The following is a 14,755-nucleotide window of genomic DNA, read 5'->3' as shown; positions in this document are numbered from 1 at the left end:
CACTTCTCCTACGCCGACGCCCGCACGTCTTTGCGTACGTAGATCAGGTAGCTCAGTGCGATCGTGACGACGACGAAGGCAGCCAGGACGACGAGGGGCGCGGTTTCCAGGCTCGAGTTGGCGATGATGTGCCCGGTCTCAAAGTACTTGAACGGCGTCAGGAACCAGGCTTCGTCGTTGGCCAGGACGTCTCCCACCACGCCGACGATGTAGAACGCGAAGACAGTGGGCAGAGACACCGCGACCACCGACTTGATCCGGGGGATCGTGACGGCAAACAGCGTCCCGAGGGCTAGGAAGAACAACTGCACCAGGAACAGGGTGGACGCCATGAGAAGGAAGGTCCGAGCCGAGAAGCCCTCTTCGGACAGGACAGAGGCGACGGTGAAGGCGACCGCCGCGAAGACGAGATTGGTGAGGATGAGCAGCGCCAGAGCCGCGCCGAGCTTGGCGGTGACCACGCGGGACCTGGTGATCGGCTTCGACAACAGGAAGTCCGCCGTCTTTCCCGAGGTTTCCTTCGAGATGATCCCGGTCCCGAGGTTCATCGCCTGGATGGATCCGGCGAGGATCGCGAAGCTGAGCAGGTAGCCGAAGAAGCCGTAGATGCTGAAGAAGGTCTCCACCGAGATGTTCAGCGCGTCGAGCACGACCTCCGGGAACTGCCCGAACACCTCACTCATCACCTCGACGTCACGGGTGAACGTGGGATACAGCGCCATGAACGCCACCAGGATCCCGGAGAGGGACAGCACCCAGCTGAGCGTCGACCTGCCGTGGGCCCTCAGCTCCCTCAGGAAGACGTTCACCGCTCGTCCCCCCTCTGGTAGTAGTGCAGGAAGATCTCCTCCAGGTCCGGTTCTTCGACGAGGAGGTCGACGAGGTCCTGCTCGGCGAGCATCCGTGTGACCTCGTTGATCCGGCCGCGGTAGAGGAAACTCGCAGAGTGGTTGGTCAACACAAGGTCGCTCACGCCGTCGATCCGGAAGCGCGACGGGTCCGGCGGCCCGGTCAGCTCCACCCGGAAGCGCTTGGTCTGGTTCTCGAGAAGCGTCCTGATCTCCTCGACCTTGATGATCGAGCCCTCCTTGATGATGGCCACCCGGTCACAGAGTCGCTGCACCTCCCCCAGGATGTGCGAGGAGAACAGGATGGTGGCGCCCCTCTGGTTCTCCTCCCTCAGCCGGCGGAAGAACTGCTGCTGGATGAGCGGATCCAGGCCGCCGGTGGGCTCGTCGAGGATGATCAGCTTCGGCTCGTGGGCCAAGCCCTGGATGATCCCGACCTTCTTCTTGTTGCCGTAGGACAGGTCGTCGATCTTCTTCTTCAGGTCCAGATCGAACATCTCGGCGAGCTCCCGGATCCTCACCTCGGTGGCCTTGCGATCTTTGGCGTAGAAGCTCGCCGAGTACTTCAGGAGGTCGATGGCCCGCATGTCGTCGTAGTAGAAGACCTCAGAGGGCAGGTATCCGACCTCCTGCCGGATCTCGGGACCGAATTCGGTGATGTCCTTCCCGAACACGGTCGCGGAGCCGCTGGTGGGGTGGATCAGGCCGAGCAGGGTTCTGATGGTGGTGGACTTGCCGGCCCCGTTGGGCCCGATAAAGCCGTAGATCTCGCCGTCCAGCACCGACATGTCGACATCAACGATGCCGCGGGCGCTGCCGTAGGATTTGGTCAACTTCTGCGTCTCGATGACGTACATCTCTGCTCCGATGAGCCGTGGAAACCACCTCCAATCGTAGCCATCCGCGGTTGACGGAGTGAGCTTCGGGCCACACTGGGATCATGACCGCGATCACTGCCGTGAAGGGCGACATCACCGAACAGAGCGTGGACGCGATCGTCAACGCCGCCAACAACCGGATGCGCGGAGGCGGGGGCGTCGACGGCGCCATCCATCGAGCCGGCGGCCCCGCGATCCTCCGCGACTGCATCGCCCGGTTCCCGACCGGGCTCGCCACAGGAGACGCGGGATGGACCACAGGCGGCGACCTGCCGGCCCGCTGGGTGATCCACACCGTCGGCCCCAACTATGCCGCCGGGCAACGCGACCGCGCCCTGCTGGAATCCTGCTATCGCCGCGCGCTGCAGGTCGCCGACGAGCTCGGGGCCCGCAGCGTGGCGTTCCCGCTGATCAGCGCCGGCGTGTACGGCTGGCCGCTGAGCGACGCCGTGGCCGCGGCCGTCGAGAGCATCGCGTCGGCGTCGACCCGGGTCGACGAGGTGAGGATCGTGACGCCCGCCCAGAGCACGCTGGAGGAGGTCCGGCAGGCGCTCGCGGCGGGGACGCCGCTGCGCATCCTCCGGGGGGTGCGCGCGCTGCACGAGCGCGGCTACCACCGCATCCGGGTCTGGCCGAGCATCAGCCCCTCGGGCATGCATTGGCGGGCCACCCTCACCGCGACGGATCCCGGTGCGGATCGCCCGCCACGCGAGGTGCTCCGCTACACCACCGGCGACCTGACGGGATTCGCCGGCGGGGAGGTCACCCTCGCCGCCGGCCCCGAGGAGGTGGCCGAGCTCATCCTCGGCCAGTGGCCGGGGCTCAGCGCCACGCACGACGATCCCGCCTACGTCGAGTGGTTCGCCGGGCTGCTGAGCCGCGTTGAGGAGGCCGGACGGCTGCCCCTCGCCTCCGCTGACTACTTCGACGACTCAGCAGGCTGGGAGATCGGCTGGGGAAGCGGTGTTCGGTACCCCCACCCACCGGGCGGGGCTTGATGCGGTCAGAAGACCGGACGCCCGCCGGTGACCCCGATCACGGTGCCGCTGACGTAGGACGCCTCGGCCGGGCTGGCGAGGAACACGAAGGCGCCGGCGAGCTCCGACGGCTGGCCCGCGCGGCCCAGCGGGGTGTTTCCGCCAAACGTGGGCATGCCCTCCCCCGGCTTCGTGGCCGGCTGCAGCGGAGTCCAGATGGGCCCGGGCGCCACCGCGTTGACCCGGATGCCCTTCGCGCCGAGGTCGGCGGCCAGGTTGACGCTGAAGTTGTTGATCGCAGCCTTCGTGGCCGCGTAGTCGATCAGCGGTTCCGACGGATCGTAGGCCTGGATGGAGCTCACATTGATGATGCTGGACCCCCTGCCCAGGTACTCGAGTGCCTGTTGGGTCACCCAGAACAGGGCATACAGGTTGGTCCTGAACACGCGGTCCATCTCGTCGGTGGTCACATCGGCCAGCCCGTTCCCGCGGCGGGCCCACTGGAAGCCTGCGTTGTTGACGACGATGTCCAGGCCGCCGAGCGCGGAGGCCGCGTCGTCGACGATTCCGCGGGAGACAGCCTCGTCGGTCAGGTCCCCAGGCAGCAGCACGCAGGTCCGGCCCGCCTTCTCCACCCACGTCCGGGTCTCGTCGGCATCGGACTGCTCCTCGGCGAGGTAATTGATGGCGACGTCGGCGCCTTCACGGGCGTAGGCGATGGCCACGGCACGCCCGATGCCCGAGTCTCCTCCGGTGATGAGCGCCTTGAGGCCGGCAAGGCGGTCGCGGCCCACCCACGACTCCTCGCCGTGATCGGGGTACGGGTCCATCGGTGGGGTCAGGCCCGGGGGTTGCTGCTCCTGGGCGGGGAACCCGCCCTTCTCCCCTGCGAGCTCTCGAGCTGACTTGTCCACTGCGTACAGATCCATGGTCATCCTCCCGTGGTTCTCTCTGGTCGGAGCGTTGCCCCTGGAGGGGACGTACCCACTTCCTCTGAGTGGCAAACAACGTCCCGCCTCCCGATTTATGCGGCGCTACCATGAGCGAAAGTGCGGGCGAAGGAGTTCACATGGGCAACTGGGGGCCGGGCAACGAGGATCAGGCGGTGGACGTGGACGCGCCAGCTGCCGCGCTACCCGGAAGCCATGGGGTACAGCAGGCCGCCGTCGGGCTGACCGAGGGCGAAGTGACGATGAACCGCGAACTACTGGGAACGCTGCCTTACTTCCTCGACGGCGGGGAGACCGCGATCCTGGTGTGCGTCGGCCAGGTGCCGGTGGACAAGTCGCTGACGCTCGAGCCGGCGGCAATCGTGTTGACGGACCGGTTTCTCCGCATCATCCGGGAACCCGACGATCAAAGCACCGCGATCAGCATCGACTACCGGGCCCACCCCGATCTCAGGCTGACCTCCGCCCGCGGCATTCTGGCCGACTCGTTGGCCATCGAGTGGCAGGGGGCGGTGGCCGTTCAGGTGACGGACGTGTCGAAGAACGGACGCAACCTGGAGCCGGCGCTCCTGGAGCTCATCCAAGCGGCACCCTGAGCGTCACCCGGTCAGAGCCGGCCCGCCGATTGGACTTCGCCGGAAGGTAGCGTCTACAGTTGGTCCTCGCGCGCACCGCTAGCTCAACTGGCAGAGCAGCTGACTCTTAATCAGCGGGTTCAGGGTTCAAGTCCCTGGCGGTGTACCAACGTCGTAGCCACGTGGCCCTCGCCCTTCGGGGCGGGGGCCACGTGGCGTTTGTGCCCCACGGGGCCCCTCTTCGATCTGGTCAGCGCCGGACTCATCATCGAATCGCGAGCGACATCAGGTAGCCACTCCTGTGCGCCCATCGCCTCGCGGACCCAGCACATTGCACCTTGTATCGACGCATGTCACTATTTATCTATGTCAATTTGTGAGCAGGTAGACCTACCTGATCCGCTCAGCCCGGAGCGCGCCTCCGAGCTCACCACCGCCCTCAAGGCACTGTCAGACCCCGCACGCCTGCGCATGGTGGCCATGATCGCCGCCGACCCGCGCGGCGAGGCCTGCGTCTGCGACTTCACCGGCTCAATCGACCTGGCCCAGCCCACCGTCTCCCACCACCTCAAGGTGCTGTTCGAGGCCGGGCTCCTCACCCGCCGCAAGGAGGGCACGTGGGTCTTCTACCGCGTGGTGCCCACCAAGCTGGATGAGGTCGCCCAGGCGCTGGGCTCCTTCAGCAAGGGGCCGGCGCCCGAGGTCCACGAATCCGCTCACCTCGAGCTGCCCTCGGCAGGAACCGTCGAGCATGTCCTGGCCCGCGGCGTCGACGAGCTCACCTACCGCTTCACCGGCACCTTCGCCCGCGAGACCGTGGACCGCTACGTCCACGAGTCCTTCCAGACGCTGTACCGCACGGCACGGATCAAGACCTTCGTGCCGGTGCTGGCCGTCCGCTTCGCCCAGGAGCGGCTGACTGCTCTGGCGCAGTCGCAGGGCCACATCGCCAAGACGGTCCCCGAGGTGCTGTTCGTCTGCACCCACAACGCGGGCCGCTCCCAGATGGCCGCCGCGCTCCTCACCGCGATGGCCCCCGGCCGGGTGCACGTGCGCTCCGCCGGCTCGCTGCCTGCCTCCGAGATCAACCCAGCCGTGATCGAGTCCCTCGCCGAGATCGGCCTCGAGCTTGGTCAGGCGTTCCCGAAGCCCCTCACCGACGACGTGGTGCGCGCCGCCGACGTCGTCGTCACCATGGGCTGCGGCGATTCGTGCCCCATCTACCCCGGGAAGCGCTACCTGGACTGGGAGCTCCCGGACCCGGCGGGCCAGTCACCCGACGACGTCCGCCCCATCCGCGACCAGATCTCCGCCAAGCTTCAAGGCCTGCTCGTCGAGCTCGGCATCCCCACCACCTGAAAGGCCCCTGACCCCATGACCGACAAGCCCAGTGTCCTCTTCGTCTGCATCCACAACGCCGGCCGCTCCCAGATGGCCGCCGGCTATCTGCGCCACCTCGGCCAGGGAAGGATCGACGTCCTCTCAGCCGGCTCGGCCCCCGCCGACAGCATCAACCCGGCCGCCGTCGAGGCGATGGCCGAGGAGGGGATCGACATCTCGGCCGAGAGCCCCAAGATCCTCACCACGGAGGCCGTGCAGGTCTCCGACGTGGTGGTCACCATGGGCTGCGGCGACACCTGCCCCTTCTACCCGGGCAAGCGCTATGAGGACTGGGTCCTGGAGGACCCTGCCGGGAAGGGCGTGGAGTCCGTGCGCCCCATCCGCGACGACATCCGCCGTCGCGTGGAGGAGCTGATCGCCGAGCTACTGCCGGCTGCGTGATCAGCGGGTGAGGGCCCGCCGGGTGCGCGCCTCAAGGGAGGTGCGACGGTTGGCGATGGTGTTGATGGTCACCACGAACACCACCAGCCCGAGCACCGCCCCACCGATGGCGATCAGTCGGTCGGTGCGCCAGCCGCCCTCATCGTCGCGAACCTGGGCGGCCACAGCGTCGAACTCGGCCTTGGCGAACTGCTTGGCCTGGTCCACCCCAGCCCGGGCGATGTTCTGCGGCTTGACGGACTCCACCGCATCCGACGTGGCCTGAGCGAGCTTCGCGCGCGCCGCGGCCAGGTCTGCGCGGATCTCATCGACGGATCGTGAGCCATTAGACATGCGGTTCTCCTCAACTGACTGCCCCCAGCCTATTCAACGAAACCAGCCCGTGGTTGGGGGCCCTAGAATGTGGCGCATGACCGCACGCCTGACCACCGGCTCCGCCGCCCCCGCCTTCACCCTCCCTGATCAGGACGGCGCGAGCGTCTCCCTGGCAGATCACGCCGGCGGCACTGTGATCCTCTACTTCTACCCCGCGGCGATGACGCCCGGATGCACCACGCAGGCCGTGGACTTCTCCGAGTCGCTGGAGGAGTTCACCGAAGCCGGCTACACGGTGCTCGGCTGCTCGCCGGACCCGGTGGAACGCCTAGCCAAGTTCAAGCAGACCTCTGAAGTGGGCTTCACCCTCCTTGCGGATCCGGGCAAGGCGGTGCACAACCTGTACGGCGCCTACGGCCCTCGCAAGTTGTACGGCAAGGAGATCGAGGGCGTGCTCCGCTCCACCTTCGTCATCGACGTCGACGACGCCGGCGAGGGCATCGTGCGCGTGGCGCAGTACAACGTGAAGGCCACGGGCCACGTGGCCAAGCTGCGGCGCGAGCTGGGTGTCTGAGACCTCGTTCCGCACCATCGACGTCTCGCAGGGCGGTGGCGTCGACGTCGAACTCGAGATCAGGCGGTCGCGGTTCCTCACCCGGCTCCGCAGGGTGTCCACTGAAAACGCCGCCCGCGCCGTCGTCGAGGAACGGCGATCGGCACATTTTGACGCCCGCCACCACTGTTCCGCGTTCGTTCTGGGGGTGGATGGGCGCACCGCCCGCAGCTCTGACGACGGCGAGCCCGCCGGCACCGCCGGGCTGCCGATGCTGCAGGTGCTGCAGAAGAACGCGCTGACCGACGTTGTCGCGGTGGTGACCCGCTACTTCGGCGGCATCAAGCTGGGCGCCGGAGGACTTGTGCGGGCGTACTCCGACGCCGTCGCCGCGGCCGTGGAGGCGGTGGGCATCCGCGAGGTGCGGCTGAGCCGCCTGCTCAGGGTCGACGTGGACTACGCCGAGGCCGGCGCCTACGAGAACCAGCTACGGGGGCTGATCCTGCCGTCCGGCCTGACCGTGGTGGTCGACGGGGTGGAGTGGACCGACCGCGCACACATCACGGTCGCGGTGCAGGCCGGCGGCGAGTCCGACTTCGCGGCGGTGCTGGCAACGATCTCCGGGGGGAGCCTGACAGCGGCGCCAGCCGGCGAGCGCTGGATGGGATAGCTCGCGTATCAGGACGGCTGTTGCGCGCCTCTTCACGGGTGTGACCGCTGGCACGGCGGTCCCAGACGAGGGAGATGACCATGAGCTCCGAACCGATCCGCTATGAGCGCCTCGAACGCGCCGTCCAGGCCCGCGAGGCCCTCACATCACCGCCCGATGAGGGCGTGACCGAGACCCTGTTCCTCACCGGCCGCGAACCCATCCCGGAGGTGCGCCACGTCGAGGTGGTCGAGCCTGTGGTTGCGCTCAGCGACGACAAGACCTTCCGCGTGGACCTGACCATCCCTCGCAAGGCCATCGGCGTCCACTCGTTCGGACCCGGCGTGGACAGCACCAAACTCTCCTCTCGACGACGGTTGTTCACGGAGGAGGAGCACTCCGACGCGGTGGTCGGTTTCCTGCCTGACCACCTGGATCTCCGGGTGAAGCCGGAGAAGCTGGACCGAAGGCTGCGCCGTCGACTCAAGGGCCGCATCCCCAGCCTCGATGACCCGGACGCGAAGTGGGCCACCACCGTCTTCGGCACCGACAACCGCTACGACTTCAGCGACACCGGCTTCCCGTGGTGCACCGCCGGAAGGGTGGAGACGTCCAACGGCGGCTGGGCGTCGGGGGCGATGGTGGGCCCCCGCCACCTCCTGACCTGCAGCCACGCTATCGGCTGGATCGTCAACCCGGACCCGCACGTGGCGGGCTGGATCAAGTTCATGCCCAGCTACTTCGACGGCAGCACCCCGTTCGGCACGGCATGGGGGATCCACATCTACTGGCAGGAGCAGGTGTTCGGGCCCACCATCGAGGGCACCGAGGAACGGCACGACTACGTGGTGGTGGTGCTCGACCGGCGGATGGGTGACCTGACCGGGTGGATGGGCTCGCGCACCTACTCGGACTCGTGGGACGGCGGCAACTATTGGAGCCACATCGGCTACCCGCAGGACATCGCCGGCGGCAGCCGCCCTTGCTTCGTCGGGGACTTCAGCCTCGACGGGCACGACTCCCAGCCGGAGACGGCGCAGGCCATCATGCACCAGGCCGACGTGATCCCGGGCCAGTCCGGCGGGCCGATGTTCGGGTGGTGGGAGGGTGAGCCGTGGCCCCGAGTGGTGGCCGACCAGAGTTGGCAGAACGCCTCCACCAATGGTGCGAGCGGCGGCTCACACATGGTGGACCTCATCATCCGAGCCCGCAACGACTTCCCCTGAGCAGCTCCGCTTAAGGAGCGGCGGGGCCTGTCCCCTTTCGCTCCCTGAGGAGGGCCGCCCGCGGAGCGGCGTGGCAGGTCGACTCCCGCTCCCTGAGGAGGGCCGCCCGCGAAGCGATGTGGCCGGTCGACTCCCGCTCCCTGAGGAGGCGCGCCGCCGAAGGCGCGGGTGCCGTCTCGAAGGGTCGTGACTACCACCTTCGTGCGAATCTCATGGTCGGGTGCGGTGAGCCGTGAGTCGATGTCCGGGCGGCCGTTGTCCAGAGTCCCGTTGTCGACTGCTGGTCTGGTTGGTGGCTGGGGTGTTGAGGCCGCCCGGGCATCGTCTCCCGTCTCCCCTCACTCGTCATGCCTGTGGCGTTGCCAGGTCCCGGGTGCGGGCCGGCAGGGCGGCGTTGAGGTTGGGTCTGCTTGGGCGGGATGCCGGTTGGGTGATCGTCGGGTTGGGCACCGCTGCGCAGTGCCGCCCTGCTGTCCCCCACCCTTACCTGTCAGGCGCGGGACCCTCCGTGCTCGAACTTGCCCGCGGAGGGCGCAACCTCCGTCGTGGCCAACCCGCCCCATTCCGACAGCTGGGTGAGCCGGGCAAAGCCGCGTAGCGGCGCAGCCCGCGTCGAAGCCAACCCGACCGTCGAGCAGGCCCCGACCAAGTGTTCACATCGGGAACCACGGATGCTCTCGAACCGACTCAACTGTCGGTTGACAAGGCATGTCACTTCCTGGCCTCGACCTACGCGGCATGCTCCCAGAGACAACCAGAAATTGCCTGAATTTCTTCTGCAGGGGCGGGGTTCTGGGCCCGTTTCTGTCAGTGGCCGGTGACAGAGTGATTCACATGAGCGAGACGGTGGCAGACCTGGGACAGCGATACATCGCCGCCCTCTGGGACGCCGCCGCATCCATCGGCGCAGACGAGATCGCGATGCAACGCCTCAGCGGGCTGATGGACTCCATCAGTGAGGCCGAGGCCCAACTGGCCGGGCTGCGGCTGCACCTGCTCCACGAAGCCAAGCTCTCGGCCGCGGACGCGGTGATCGACGGGGTGCGGCAGTCGGTGCGCACCACCCCCGCCCAAGCCACCGCCACACTGCGCCTCGCGCAGGATTTGGGGGACCGGTTCCCGCTGATCGGCGCCGCGTTGAGTGAAGGCTCAGTGTCGGTGGCGCAGGCGGAGGCGATCGTCGCCGGGCTCAGGAAACTCCCGGCGCGCCTGACCCGCGCCCAGCTGATCGAATGCCAGGAACTGATCCTGGCCCACGCCGACACCCTCGGCCCCACCGAGCTACGCATCCTGGCATCGCGGCTGGTCGAGGTGATTGACCCCCACGGGTCGGATGCCGACGACGCGACACGTCTGGCCCGGGAAGGGGCCGCCGCGCACCGGGACAGGTTCCTGCACTTGTCTCCCGATTTCCACGGGTCGATGCGGATCACCGGCCAACTCCCCGTCGCCGACGCCGCCCTCCTCACCGCGCAACTCGATGCCCTGATGCCCGCGGCCTCCACCTACGGCACCACCGGCGAGACCGCGAGCCGCGGCGCGCGCCGCGCCGACGCCCTGCTGCTGCTGACCCAGCACGCCGCCAGTGGCGGCACCCTGCCCTCGCATGGGGTGGACCGGCCCCAGGTCCACATCACCCTCAACTACGACACCCTCACCACCGGGCTGGGTGAAGTCAGCGTCCTCGGCGCCGGCGGGGTCGATGGTTTGTCGGCGGGGGAGGCCCGCCGCCTGGCCTGCGACGCGCGGCTGATCCCGATGGTGCTGGGCACCGCGTCGCGGCCACTGGACGTGGGGCGCACGCATCGCCTGTTCACCCCCGCCCTCCGGGCCGCACTCGTCGAGCGGGATCAGGGCTGTGTGTTCCCTGGCTGTGCCGCAACACCGGCCTGCTGTGAGGCGCATCACATCATTCCGTGGTGGCAAGGCGGCGCGACGTGCCTCGCCAACGGCGTGTTGCTCTGCCCGTTCCATCATCGGCTGGTGGAGCCGGATCCGCTGCAGTCGGAGGAGTCCCAATGGCAGGTTCACCTCGACCTCGCCACAGGTATGCCGTGGTTCACCCCAGCCCGGCACATCGATCCGGCGCGCAGGCCGAGGCAGCATCAACGCCACCGGCTACAGCAACTCGCACCCCGCGTCGCGGGACCACCCTGCCCACCCGACCCCGGCCTGCCTGACTCGGTCTCGCCGATCGTGCCTGAGCGCCGTGCGCCGGATCTCGACGAACTCATCCGCCGCAGCTCCGCCGTCTGGGCTTCCGCCGGCTAGAGGTCAGCCCGCTGGTTCACCAGGGCCCGACGACCCGCTCACGAGCGCAGCGCAGCGGCCTCAGTCAGGGATTGATGTTCAGGTCGAGAACCCTCCCCTGAGAGCCAGGGTGGGGGACGGCAGGGCGGCACTGCGTAGCGGTGCCCAACCCGAGGATCGCCCAACCGGCATCCCGCTCAAGCAGGCCCGACCCCAACGCCGCCCTGCCGAGCCGCACCCGGGAACAGGCAACGCCACAAGCAGGGCGAGTGCGGGGAGACGCGAGACGATGCCCGGGCGGCCTCAACAACCCGACCACAAACCCCGTCCGCGGCGATCTCAAGAACATGGACATCGGCCGCATGGGCATCGGCTCACGGCTCACCGCACCCGACCACAAAAACCGCGTGAAGGTGGAAGTCACGACCCTTCGAGACAGCACCCGCGCCTTCGGCGGCGCGCCTCCTCAGGGAGCGATGGGGACGGGCCACGCTCCGCGGGCGGCCCTCCTCAGGGGGCGGTGGTACTGGCGGCCTCCAGAGCCTTCAGGATGGAGACGCGGGCGTCGCCAGGAGTGGCCGAGAGGATGGGGATACCCATCGTGTTCATGACGCGCACCATCCCCTCCCCCATGTGATCCACCACGACGGCGCTGATCGACTGGTCCTTGAGGAAGCGCACGATGCGCGCGTGGTGCGAGCCGTGGGTGCCGGCGTCGTGGGACACATCCCAGGCCACCTCGTCGATCCGCCACGACGTGACCTCGCCGTCGGTGACCTCCGCGACGCCGATCCAGTGCGCCTTGCCCCAGGACGGTGCGGAGTGGCCATCGGGGGTGACGGGTGTGGCGACGAACATGAGGTCCTCCAGTGAGACGAGCGGAGTGGAACCCGCCCACTATCGCACTGGGCGGAGACGAGGCTGAAGGCGGGTGGGATCATCGCACCTGCGCGGTACCGAAGACGGGACTTGAACCCGCACGCCCGAGGGCACAGGAACCTAAATCCTGCGTGTCTACCAATTCCACCACTTCGGCTCGCCCTGTCGGGGGCGCCGTTCAGTCTAGGGGACCCGTCGGCTTCCCGCCCAGCGGGAACCTCTCCGCGACCACATAGCGCGCGCCCGGGTGCGACTCCACCAGGCACAACTCGTCGGCCACCCAACGCCAGCTGGGAAAGGAGTCGAACACTTCGAGCCAACGCACGGCGAGCAGCCCGCGGTTGTGCCGGGCCAGGGTCAGGTGTCCGACGAACCGGGCGCCGTCCGCCGCGACCCCAGCCCTGCTGGCGGCGGCCCGGCAGCTCGCCGACAGCGACGCCAACCGGTCGTCCGGGGTGGCCGCCGCGAGGCCGAGCACCCGGGACCTGGCCGGATCGGGGAAAGCGATGCCGCCGACGAGCTCCACGTCGAACGGCCGCGTCCGGGCCGCCAGCTCCGCCAGGTTCTCCTCCAGCCGCCCGAGGTTCTCCTCCGGCACCTCGCCCATGAACGAGGTGGTGATGTGCCACCCCTCGGGGCGGGTCCAGCGCAGCGACGGTTCGGCGTCGCGTCTGGGCTCCAGCAGGGTGTCCAACTGACGGATGACACCGGCGGGCGGCAGGACTGCGGTAAACATGCGCGCTCCCATGCGGCCAGCGTACGCCCGTCGCTCTCTGGTCAACCGCCCTGAGCCGGACGTAGAGTGAGGCATGGATCCCAGGTCTGCCGCACTTGAGGCTGAGGATGCCAGGCCGCCGGCCGGCACCGACGAACGGTTCGCGGGTTTCGGCGTGGTCGGCCAGCCCTTCTCGTCGGGGCACCTCCTCGCCCTTCGTCATTTTCCGGTCTCGACGGTGGGGCCGAGGTACAACGCTGTCTGGATCAGGGATCCCGCCGGATCCTGGACGATGGCCGCCAACGTCGCACCTCAGCAGTCCTGCCCCCGGTACTTCGGGGCCGCCCTGGACGGGGAGTTCGAAACAGCTGTCTCGATTGCCTGGACCGGAGACTCTACCCTTCTGGTCCATGTGGGTCACCCCGTGGACCTCGATTGGACGATCACCCTGCGATCCACTCCCCTGACGACGGCGATGTCGGCCGCCTGCAACGCCCTCCCCGATCCGCTGTGGCGAGGTGAGGTGTTCTCCCGGATGATGGGGGCGGTCGCCTCCGCCTTCCTCCGCACCGGCCGGCTGGCGCTGATCGGCGGGACGCCCAATGGACAGAGCTATGTGGCCAGACCGCGCCGCATCTGGCTGGTTGAGGATTCGTCAGCGACGCTGGCCGGGGTTTCTCTCGGCGTCCCGGCCCCGCTTGCCGAGCAGCAGGCGCTGGGCGACTTCTGGTTGCCCCAGCGCGGGCTGTTCATGGTGGGCTGGTCCGCCTTCAGCTAGGGCGTCGCTGACCGACCCGTGACGCGGGCCTCTCCCACGGCGGAGCGCCCTCCACTAGCCTGCCGATATGGGCAGACTCCGCAGTTGGCTATCTGACGTTCCGCAACGGTTCTGGTTCATCCCCGCGCTGTTCATCACCGCCGCGATCGCAGCGTCGCAACTCCTGGTAGCGGCCGATCGCGCGCAACTGCCCCTCCCGGGCGTGGTGGAGAGCTTCCTGTTCGACACCGGCGTCGACGGGGCAAGGGCCCTGCTCTCGGCCGTCGCGTCGTTCCTGGGCGTCGCGGGCACCGCCTTCTCCATCACCATCTCGGTGATCAGCACCACCTCCACCACGTACGGGCCGCGTCTGGTGCGCAACTTCATGCGGGACCGCAACAACCAGATCGTCCTGGGGGTGCTGGTGGCCACGTTCGTCTACACGCTCATGGTGTTGCGTACCATCCGCTCCGAGAGCGACGATGGCTCCGCCTTCGTGCCGCACATCGCCGTCAACGGCGCCATCGCCCTGGGCGTGGTGGACGTCTTCCTCTTCGTCTGGTTCATCCATCACATCGCCGGATCGGTCCAGGTCGACGCCCTTGTCAAGGGTGCCCGCGACGACTTCCGCCGCGCGGTCAGGGACAACTGGCTCGACCCCGACGACAAGCACGTCGACCACTTCGATCAGCCCCGCGAGGGAGGCGGCGTCGCGACGCTGGGCAGGTCGGGCTATCTCACCAGGATCGACATCCGCGACCTCGCCGAGGACATCACCCAGACCGCCACCTCCGTGCGGCTGCTCAAGCGGGTCGGGGACCAGGTGATGGAGGACGAGCCCCTGGCCCTGGTATGGCCGGCGGAGGCCGTCGACGTGGCGCAGCACAGGATCCGCGACCACGTGCACGTCGGCCCCTCCCGGACGACGGAGCAGGACGTGCGCTTCGCGGAGCAACAGGTGGTGGAGCTCGCCGTCCGGGCGCTCTCCCCCGGCACCAACGACCCCTACACGGCGGTCAACGCCGTGGAGGAGGTGGCCGCCGGGGTGCTGACCGCCGTCTCCCGGCCGGACACCGGCACCATCCTCGTCGATGACGACGGGGCCCCGCGCCTGTATCTGAGGCCCGTGCGCGCCGCGGAGATCGTCGACATGCCCTTCGAGCACCTGCGCCCCTACGCGCTGAACGCCCGCATCGTGCTGGAATCGTTGGTGGACCTCGCCGCCAGGATCCGCGTGGCGGCGGTGGACCCCGCGCTGGCCGCCCGTGCTGACCGCCACGTCGATCTGCTGGTGCAGGAGGCCGACGGTGAACTCACCGCCCCGGATCTGGCCACCCTCAGGCAGTATGTGGCCACGAGCCGGGCAGACTCGGTCACACAGCCTCCGGCCCGGCCCTGACC

15 protein-coding genes, 2 tRNA genes and 1 pseudogene are annotated in these 14,755 nt (G+C 68.4%); 11 read left to right on the top strand and 7 right to left on the bottom strand.

Annotated elements, in window-relative coordinates:
• Window positions 1–8: 8 nt before the first annotated feature.
• Together ACZK39_RS07735 and ACZK39_RS07730 are read right to left on the bottom strand one after the other, a co-directional pair.
• Window positions 9–809: an ABC transporter permease subunit gene (locus ACZK39_RS07735; RefSeq protein ID WP_463612972.1), complete on the bottom strand. Its 801-nt coding sequence runs from the start codon at window positions 807–809 to the stop codon at window positions 9–11.
• Window positions 806–1,705, bottom strand: coding sequence for an ABC transporter ATP-binding protein (locus ACZK39_RS07730; RefSeq protein WP_463612971.1), 900 nt, complete (start codon window positions 1,703–1,705; stop codon window positions 806–808). The genes ACZK39_RS07735 and ACZK39_RS07730 overlap by 4 nt, the downstream gene beginning before the upstream one ends.
• A gap of 83 nt (window positions 1,706–1,788) precedes the next feature.
• Between ACZK39_RS07730 and ACZK39_RS07725 the strand changes: the two are divergent.
• Window positions 1,789–2,238, top strand: a pseudogene (locus ACZK39_RS07725) (O-acetyl-ADP-ribose deacetylase); the annotation flags it as partial.
• A gap of 491 nt (window positions 2,239–2,729) precedes the next feature.
• On the opposite strand, the gene ACZK39_RS07720 reads toward ACZK39_RS07725, so the two are convergent.
• Entirely contained in the window at window positions 2,730–3,632 is a 903-nt protein-coding gene (locus tag ACZK39_RS07720; protein WP_220489177.1) for an SDR family oxidoreductase, read from the bottom strand.
• A 140-nt stretch (window positions 3,633–3,772) separates the two neighbouring features.
• Here ACZK39_RS07720 and ACZK39_RS07715 point away from each other — a divergent pair, with 140 nt between their 5' ends.
• The 4 genes from ACZK39_RS07715 to ACZK39_RS07700 all read left to right on the top strand — a co-directional run bounded on the left by ACZK39_RS07715 (window position 3,773) and on the right by ACZK39_RS07700 (window position 6,010).
• Window positions 3,773–4,249, top strand: a complete 477-nt coding sequence (locus ACZK39_RS07715) for a hypothetical protein (RefSeq protein ID WP_463612970.1) — start codon at window positions 3,773–3,775, stop codon at window positions 4,247–4,249.
• A 72-nt stretch (window positions 4,250–4,321) separates the two neighbouring features.
• Window positions 4,322–4,397, top strand: a tRNA-Lys gene (locus ACZK39_RS07710).
• Window positions 4,398–4,594: 197 nt separating this feature from the next.
• A complete protein-coding gene (locus ACZK39_RS07705) occupies window positions 4,595–5,587 on the top strand; it encodes a metalloregulator ArsR/SmtB family transcription factor (RefSeq protein ID WP_459054747.1) in 993 nt (330 codons plus the stop codon).
• A gap of 15 nt (window positions 5,588–5,602) precedes the next feature.
• Window positions 5,603–6,010 carry an arsenate reductase ArsC gene (locus ACZK39_RS07700; protein ID WP_182783581.1) on the top strand — a complete coding sequence of 136 codons (408 nt, stop codon included), beginning with the start codon at window positions 5,603–5,605 and terminating at the stop codon, window positions 6,008–6,010.
• Here ACZK39_RS07700 and ACZK39_RS07695 read toward each other — a convergent pair whose 3' ends face one another.
• Window positions 6,011–6,343 carry a DUF3618 domain-containing protein gene (locus ACZK39_RS07695; RefSeq protein ID WP_182783579.1) on the bottom strand — a complete coding sequence of 111 codons (333 nt, stop codon included), beginning with the start codon at window positions 6,341–6,343 and terminating at the stop codon, window positions 6,011–6,013. It abuts the gene before it with no gap.
• Between the two features lie 76 nt (window positions 6,344–6,419).
• Here ACZK39_RS07695 and ACZK39_RS07690 point away from each other — a divergent pair, with 76 nt between their 5' ends.
• The 4 genes from ACZK39_RS07690 (at window position 6,420) to ACZK39_RS07675 (ending at window position 11,024) form a co-directional block, all read left to right on the top strand.
• On the top strand, window positions 6,420–6,899 hold the full coding sequence (locus ACZK39_RS07690; protein ID WP_182783577.1) for a peroxiredoxin: 480 nt from the start codon (window positions 6,420–6,422) through the stop codon (window positions 6,897–6,899).
• The gene (locus ACZK39_RS07685) at window positions 6,892–7,548 is read left to right on the top strand and encodes an IMPACT family protein (RefSeq protein ID WP_459054748.1); all 657 of its coding nucleotides are present in this window, start codon (window positions 6,892–6,894) and stop codon (window positions 7,546–7,548) included. The genes ACZK39_RS07690 and ACZK39_RS07685 overlap by 8 nt, the downstream gene beginning before the upstream one ends.
• A gap of 80 nt (window positions 7,549–7,628) precedes the next feature.
• Window positions 7,629–8,753 carry a trypsin-like serine peptidase gene (locus ACZK39_RS07680; protein ID WP_463612969.1) on the top strand — a complete coding sequence of 375 codons (1,125 nt, stop codon included), beginning with the start codon at window positions 7,629–7,631 and terminating at the stop codon, window positions 8,751–8,753.
• Window positions 8,754–9,587: 834 nt separating this feature from the next.
• Complete coding sequence (locus ACZK39_RS07675) at window positions 9,588–11,024, top strand: HNH endonuclease signature motif containing protein (protein ID WP_463612968.1); 1,437 nt, start codon at window positions 9,588–9,590, stop codon at window positions 11,022–11,024.
• Between the two features lie 489 nt (window positions 11,025–11,513).
• Here the strand turns inward: ACZK39_RS07675 and ACZK39_RS07670 are convergent, their stop codons facing one another.
• From ACZK39_RS07670 to thpR, 3 genes are all read right to left on the bottom strand, one after another.
• The gene (locus tag ACZK39_RS07670; RefSeq protein WP_463612967.1) at window positions 11,514–11,861 is read right to left on the bottom strand and encodes a NifB/NifX family molybdenum-iron cluster-binding protein; all 348 of its coding nucleotides are present in this window, start codon (window positions 11,859–11,861) and stop codon (window positions 11,514–11,516) included.
• Window positions 11,862–11,957: 96 nt separating this feature from the next.
• A tRNA-Leu gene (locus ACZK39_RS07665) sits at window positions 11,958–12,039 on the bottom strand.
• A 21-nt stretch (window positions 12,040–12,060) separates the two neighbouring features.
• Window positions 12,061–12,618: an RNA 2',3'-cyclic phosphodiesterase gene (thpR, locus tag ACZK39_RS07660; RefSeq protein WP_463612966.1), complete on the bottom strand. Its 558-nt coding sequence runs from the start codon at window positions 12,616–12,618 to the stop codon at window positions 12,061–12,063.
• A 73-nt stretch (window positions 12,619–12,691) separates the two neighbouring features.
• Between thpR and ACZK39_RS07655 the strand changes: the two genes are divergently transcribed.
• Window positions 12,692–13,375: a hypothetical protein gene (locus tag ACZK39_RS07655; RefSeq protein WP_463612965.1), complete on the top strand. Its 684-nt coding sequence runs from the start codon at window positions 12,692–12,694 to the stop codon at window positions 13,373–13,375.
• A 67-nt stretch (window positions 13,376–13,442) separates the two neighbouring features.
• On the top strand, window positions 13,443–14,753 hold the full coding sequence (locus tag ACZK39_RS07650; protein ID WP_463612964.1) for a DUF2254 domain-containing protein: 1,311 nt from the start codon (window positions 13,443–13,445) through the stop codon (window positions 14,751–14,753).
• Window positions 14,754–14,755: the final 2 nt, after the last annotated feature.

This window comes from Tessaracoccus luoxuelianae (assembly GCF_055326245.1).
Note: the sequence above shows the minus strand (reverse complement) of the source record. Positions and strands in the feature narration are given on the sequence as shown.

What these genes read in the sequence shown, in the direction of transcription:
- ACZK39_RS07680 (WP_463612969.1), top strand. Translation starts at nt 7,629, where the DNA reads ATGAGCTCCGAACCGATCCGCTATGAGCGCCTCGAACGCGCCGTCCAG.
- ACZK39_RS07730 (WP_463612971.1), bottom strand. Translation starts at nt 1,705, where the DNA reads ATGTACGTCATCGAGACGCAGAAGTTGACCAAATCCTACGGCAGCGCC.
- ACZK39_RS07670 (WP_463612967.1), bottom strand. Translation starts at nt 11,861, where the DNA reads ATGTTCGTCGCCACACCCGTCACCCCCGATGGCCACTCCGCACCGTCC.
- ACZK39_RS07675 (WP_463612968.1), top strand. Translation starts at nt 9,588, where the DNA reads ATGAGCGAGACGGTGGCAGACCTGGGACAGCGATACATCGCCGCCCTC.
- thpR (WP_463612966.1), bottom strand. Translation starts at nt 12,618, where the DNA reads ATGTTTACCGCAGTCCTGCCGCCCGCCGGTGTCATCCGTCAGTTGGAC.
- ACZK39_RS07720 (WP_220489177.1), bottom strand. Translation starts at nt 3,632, where the DNA reads ATGGATCTGTACGCAGTGGACAAGTCAGCTCGAGAGCTCGCAGGGGAG.
- ACZK39_RS07700 (WP_182783581.1), top strand. Translation starts at nt 5,603, where the DNA reads ATGACCGACAAGCCCAGTGTCCTCTTCGTCTGCATCCACAACGCCGGC.
- ACZK39_RS07705 (WP_459054747.1), top strand. Translation starts at nt 4,595, where the DNA reads ATGTCAATTTGTGAGCAGGTAGACCTACCTGATCCGCTCAGCCCGGAG.
- ACZK39_RS07655 (WP_463612965.1), top strand. Translation starts at nt 12,692, where the DNA reads ATGGATCCCAGGTCTGCCGCACTTGAGGCTGAGGATGCCAGGCCGCCG.
- ACZK39_RS07695 (WP_182783579.1), bottom strand. Translation starts at nt 6,343, where the DNA reads ATGTCTAATGGCTCACGATCCGTCGATGAGATCCGCGCAGACCTGGCC.
- ACZK39_RS07715 (WP_463612970.1), top strand. Translation starts at nt 3,773, where the DNA reads ATGGGCAACTGGGGGCCGGGCAACGAGGATCAGGCGGTGGACGTGGAC.
- ACZK39_RS07650 (WP_463612964.1), top strand. Translation starts at nt 13,443, where the DNA reads ATGGGCAGACTCCGCAGTTGGCTATCTGACGTTCCGCAACGGTTCTGG.
- ACZK39_RS07690 (WP_182783577.1), top strand. Translation starts at nt 6,420, where the DNA reads ATGACCGCACGCCTGACCACCGGCTCCGCCGCCCCCGCCTTCACCCTC.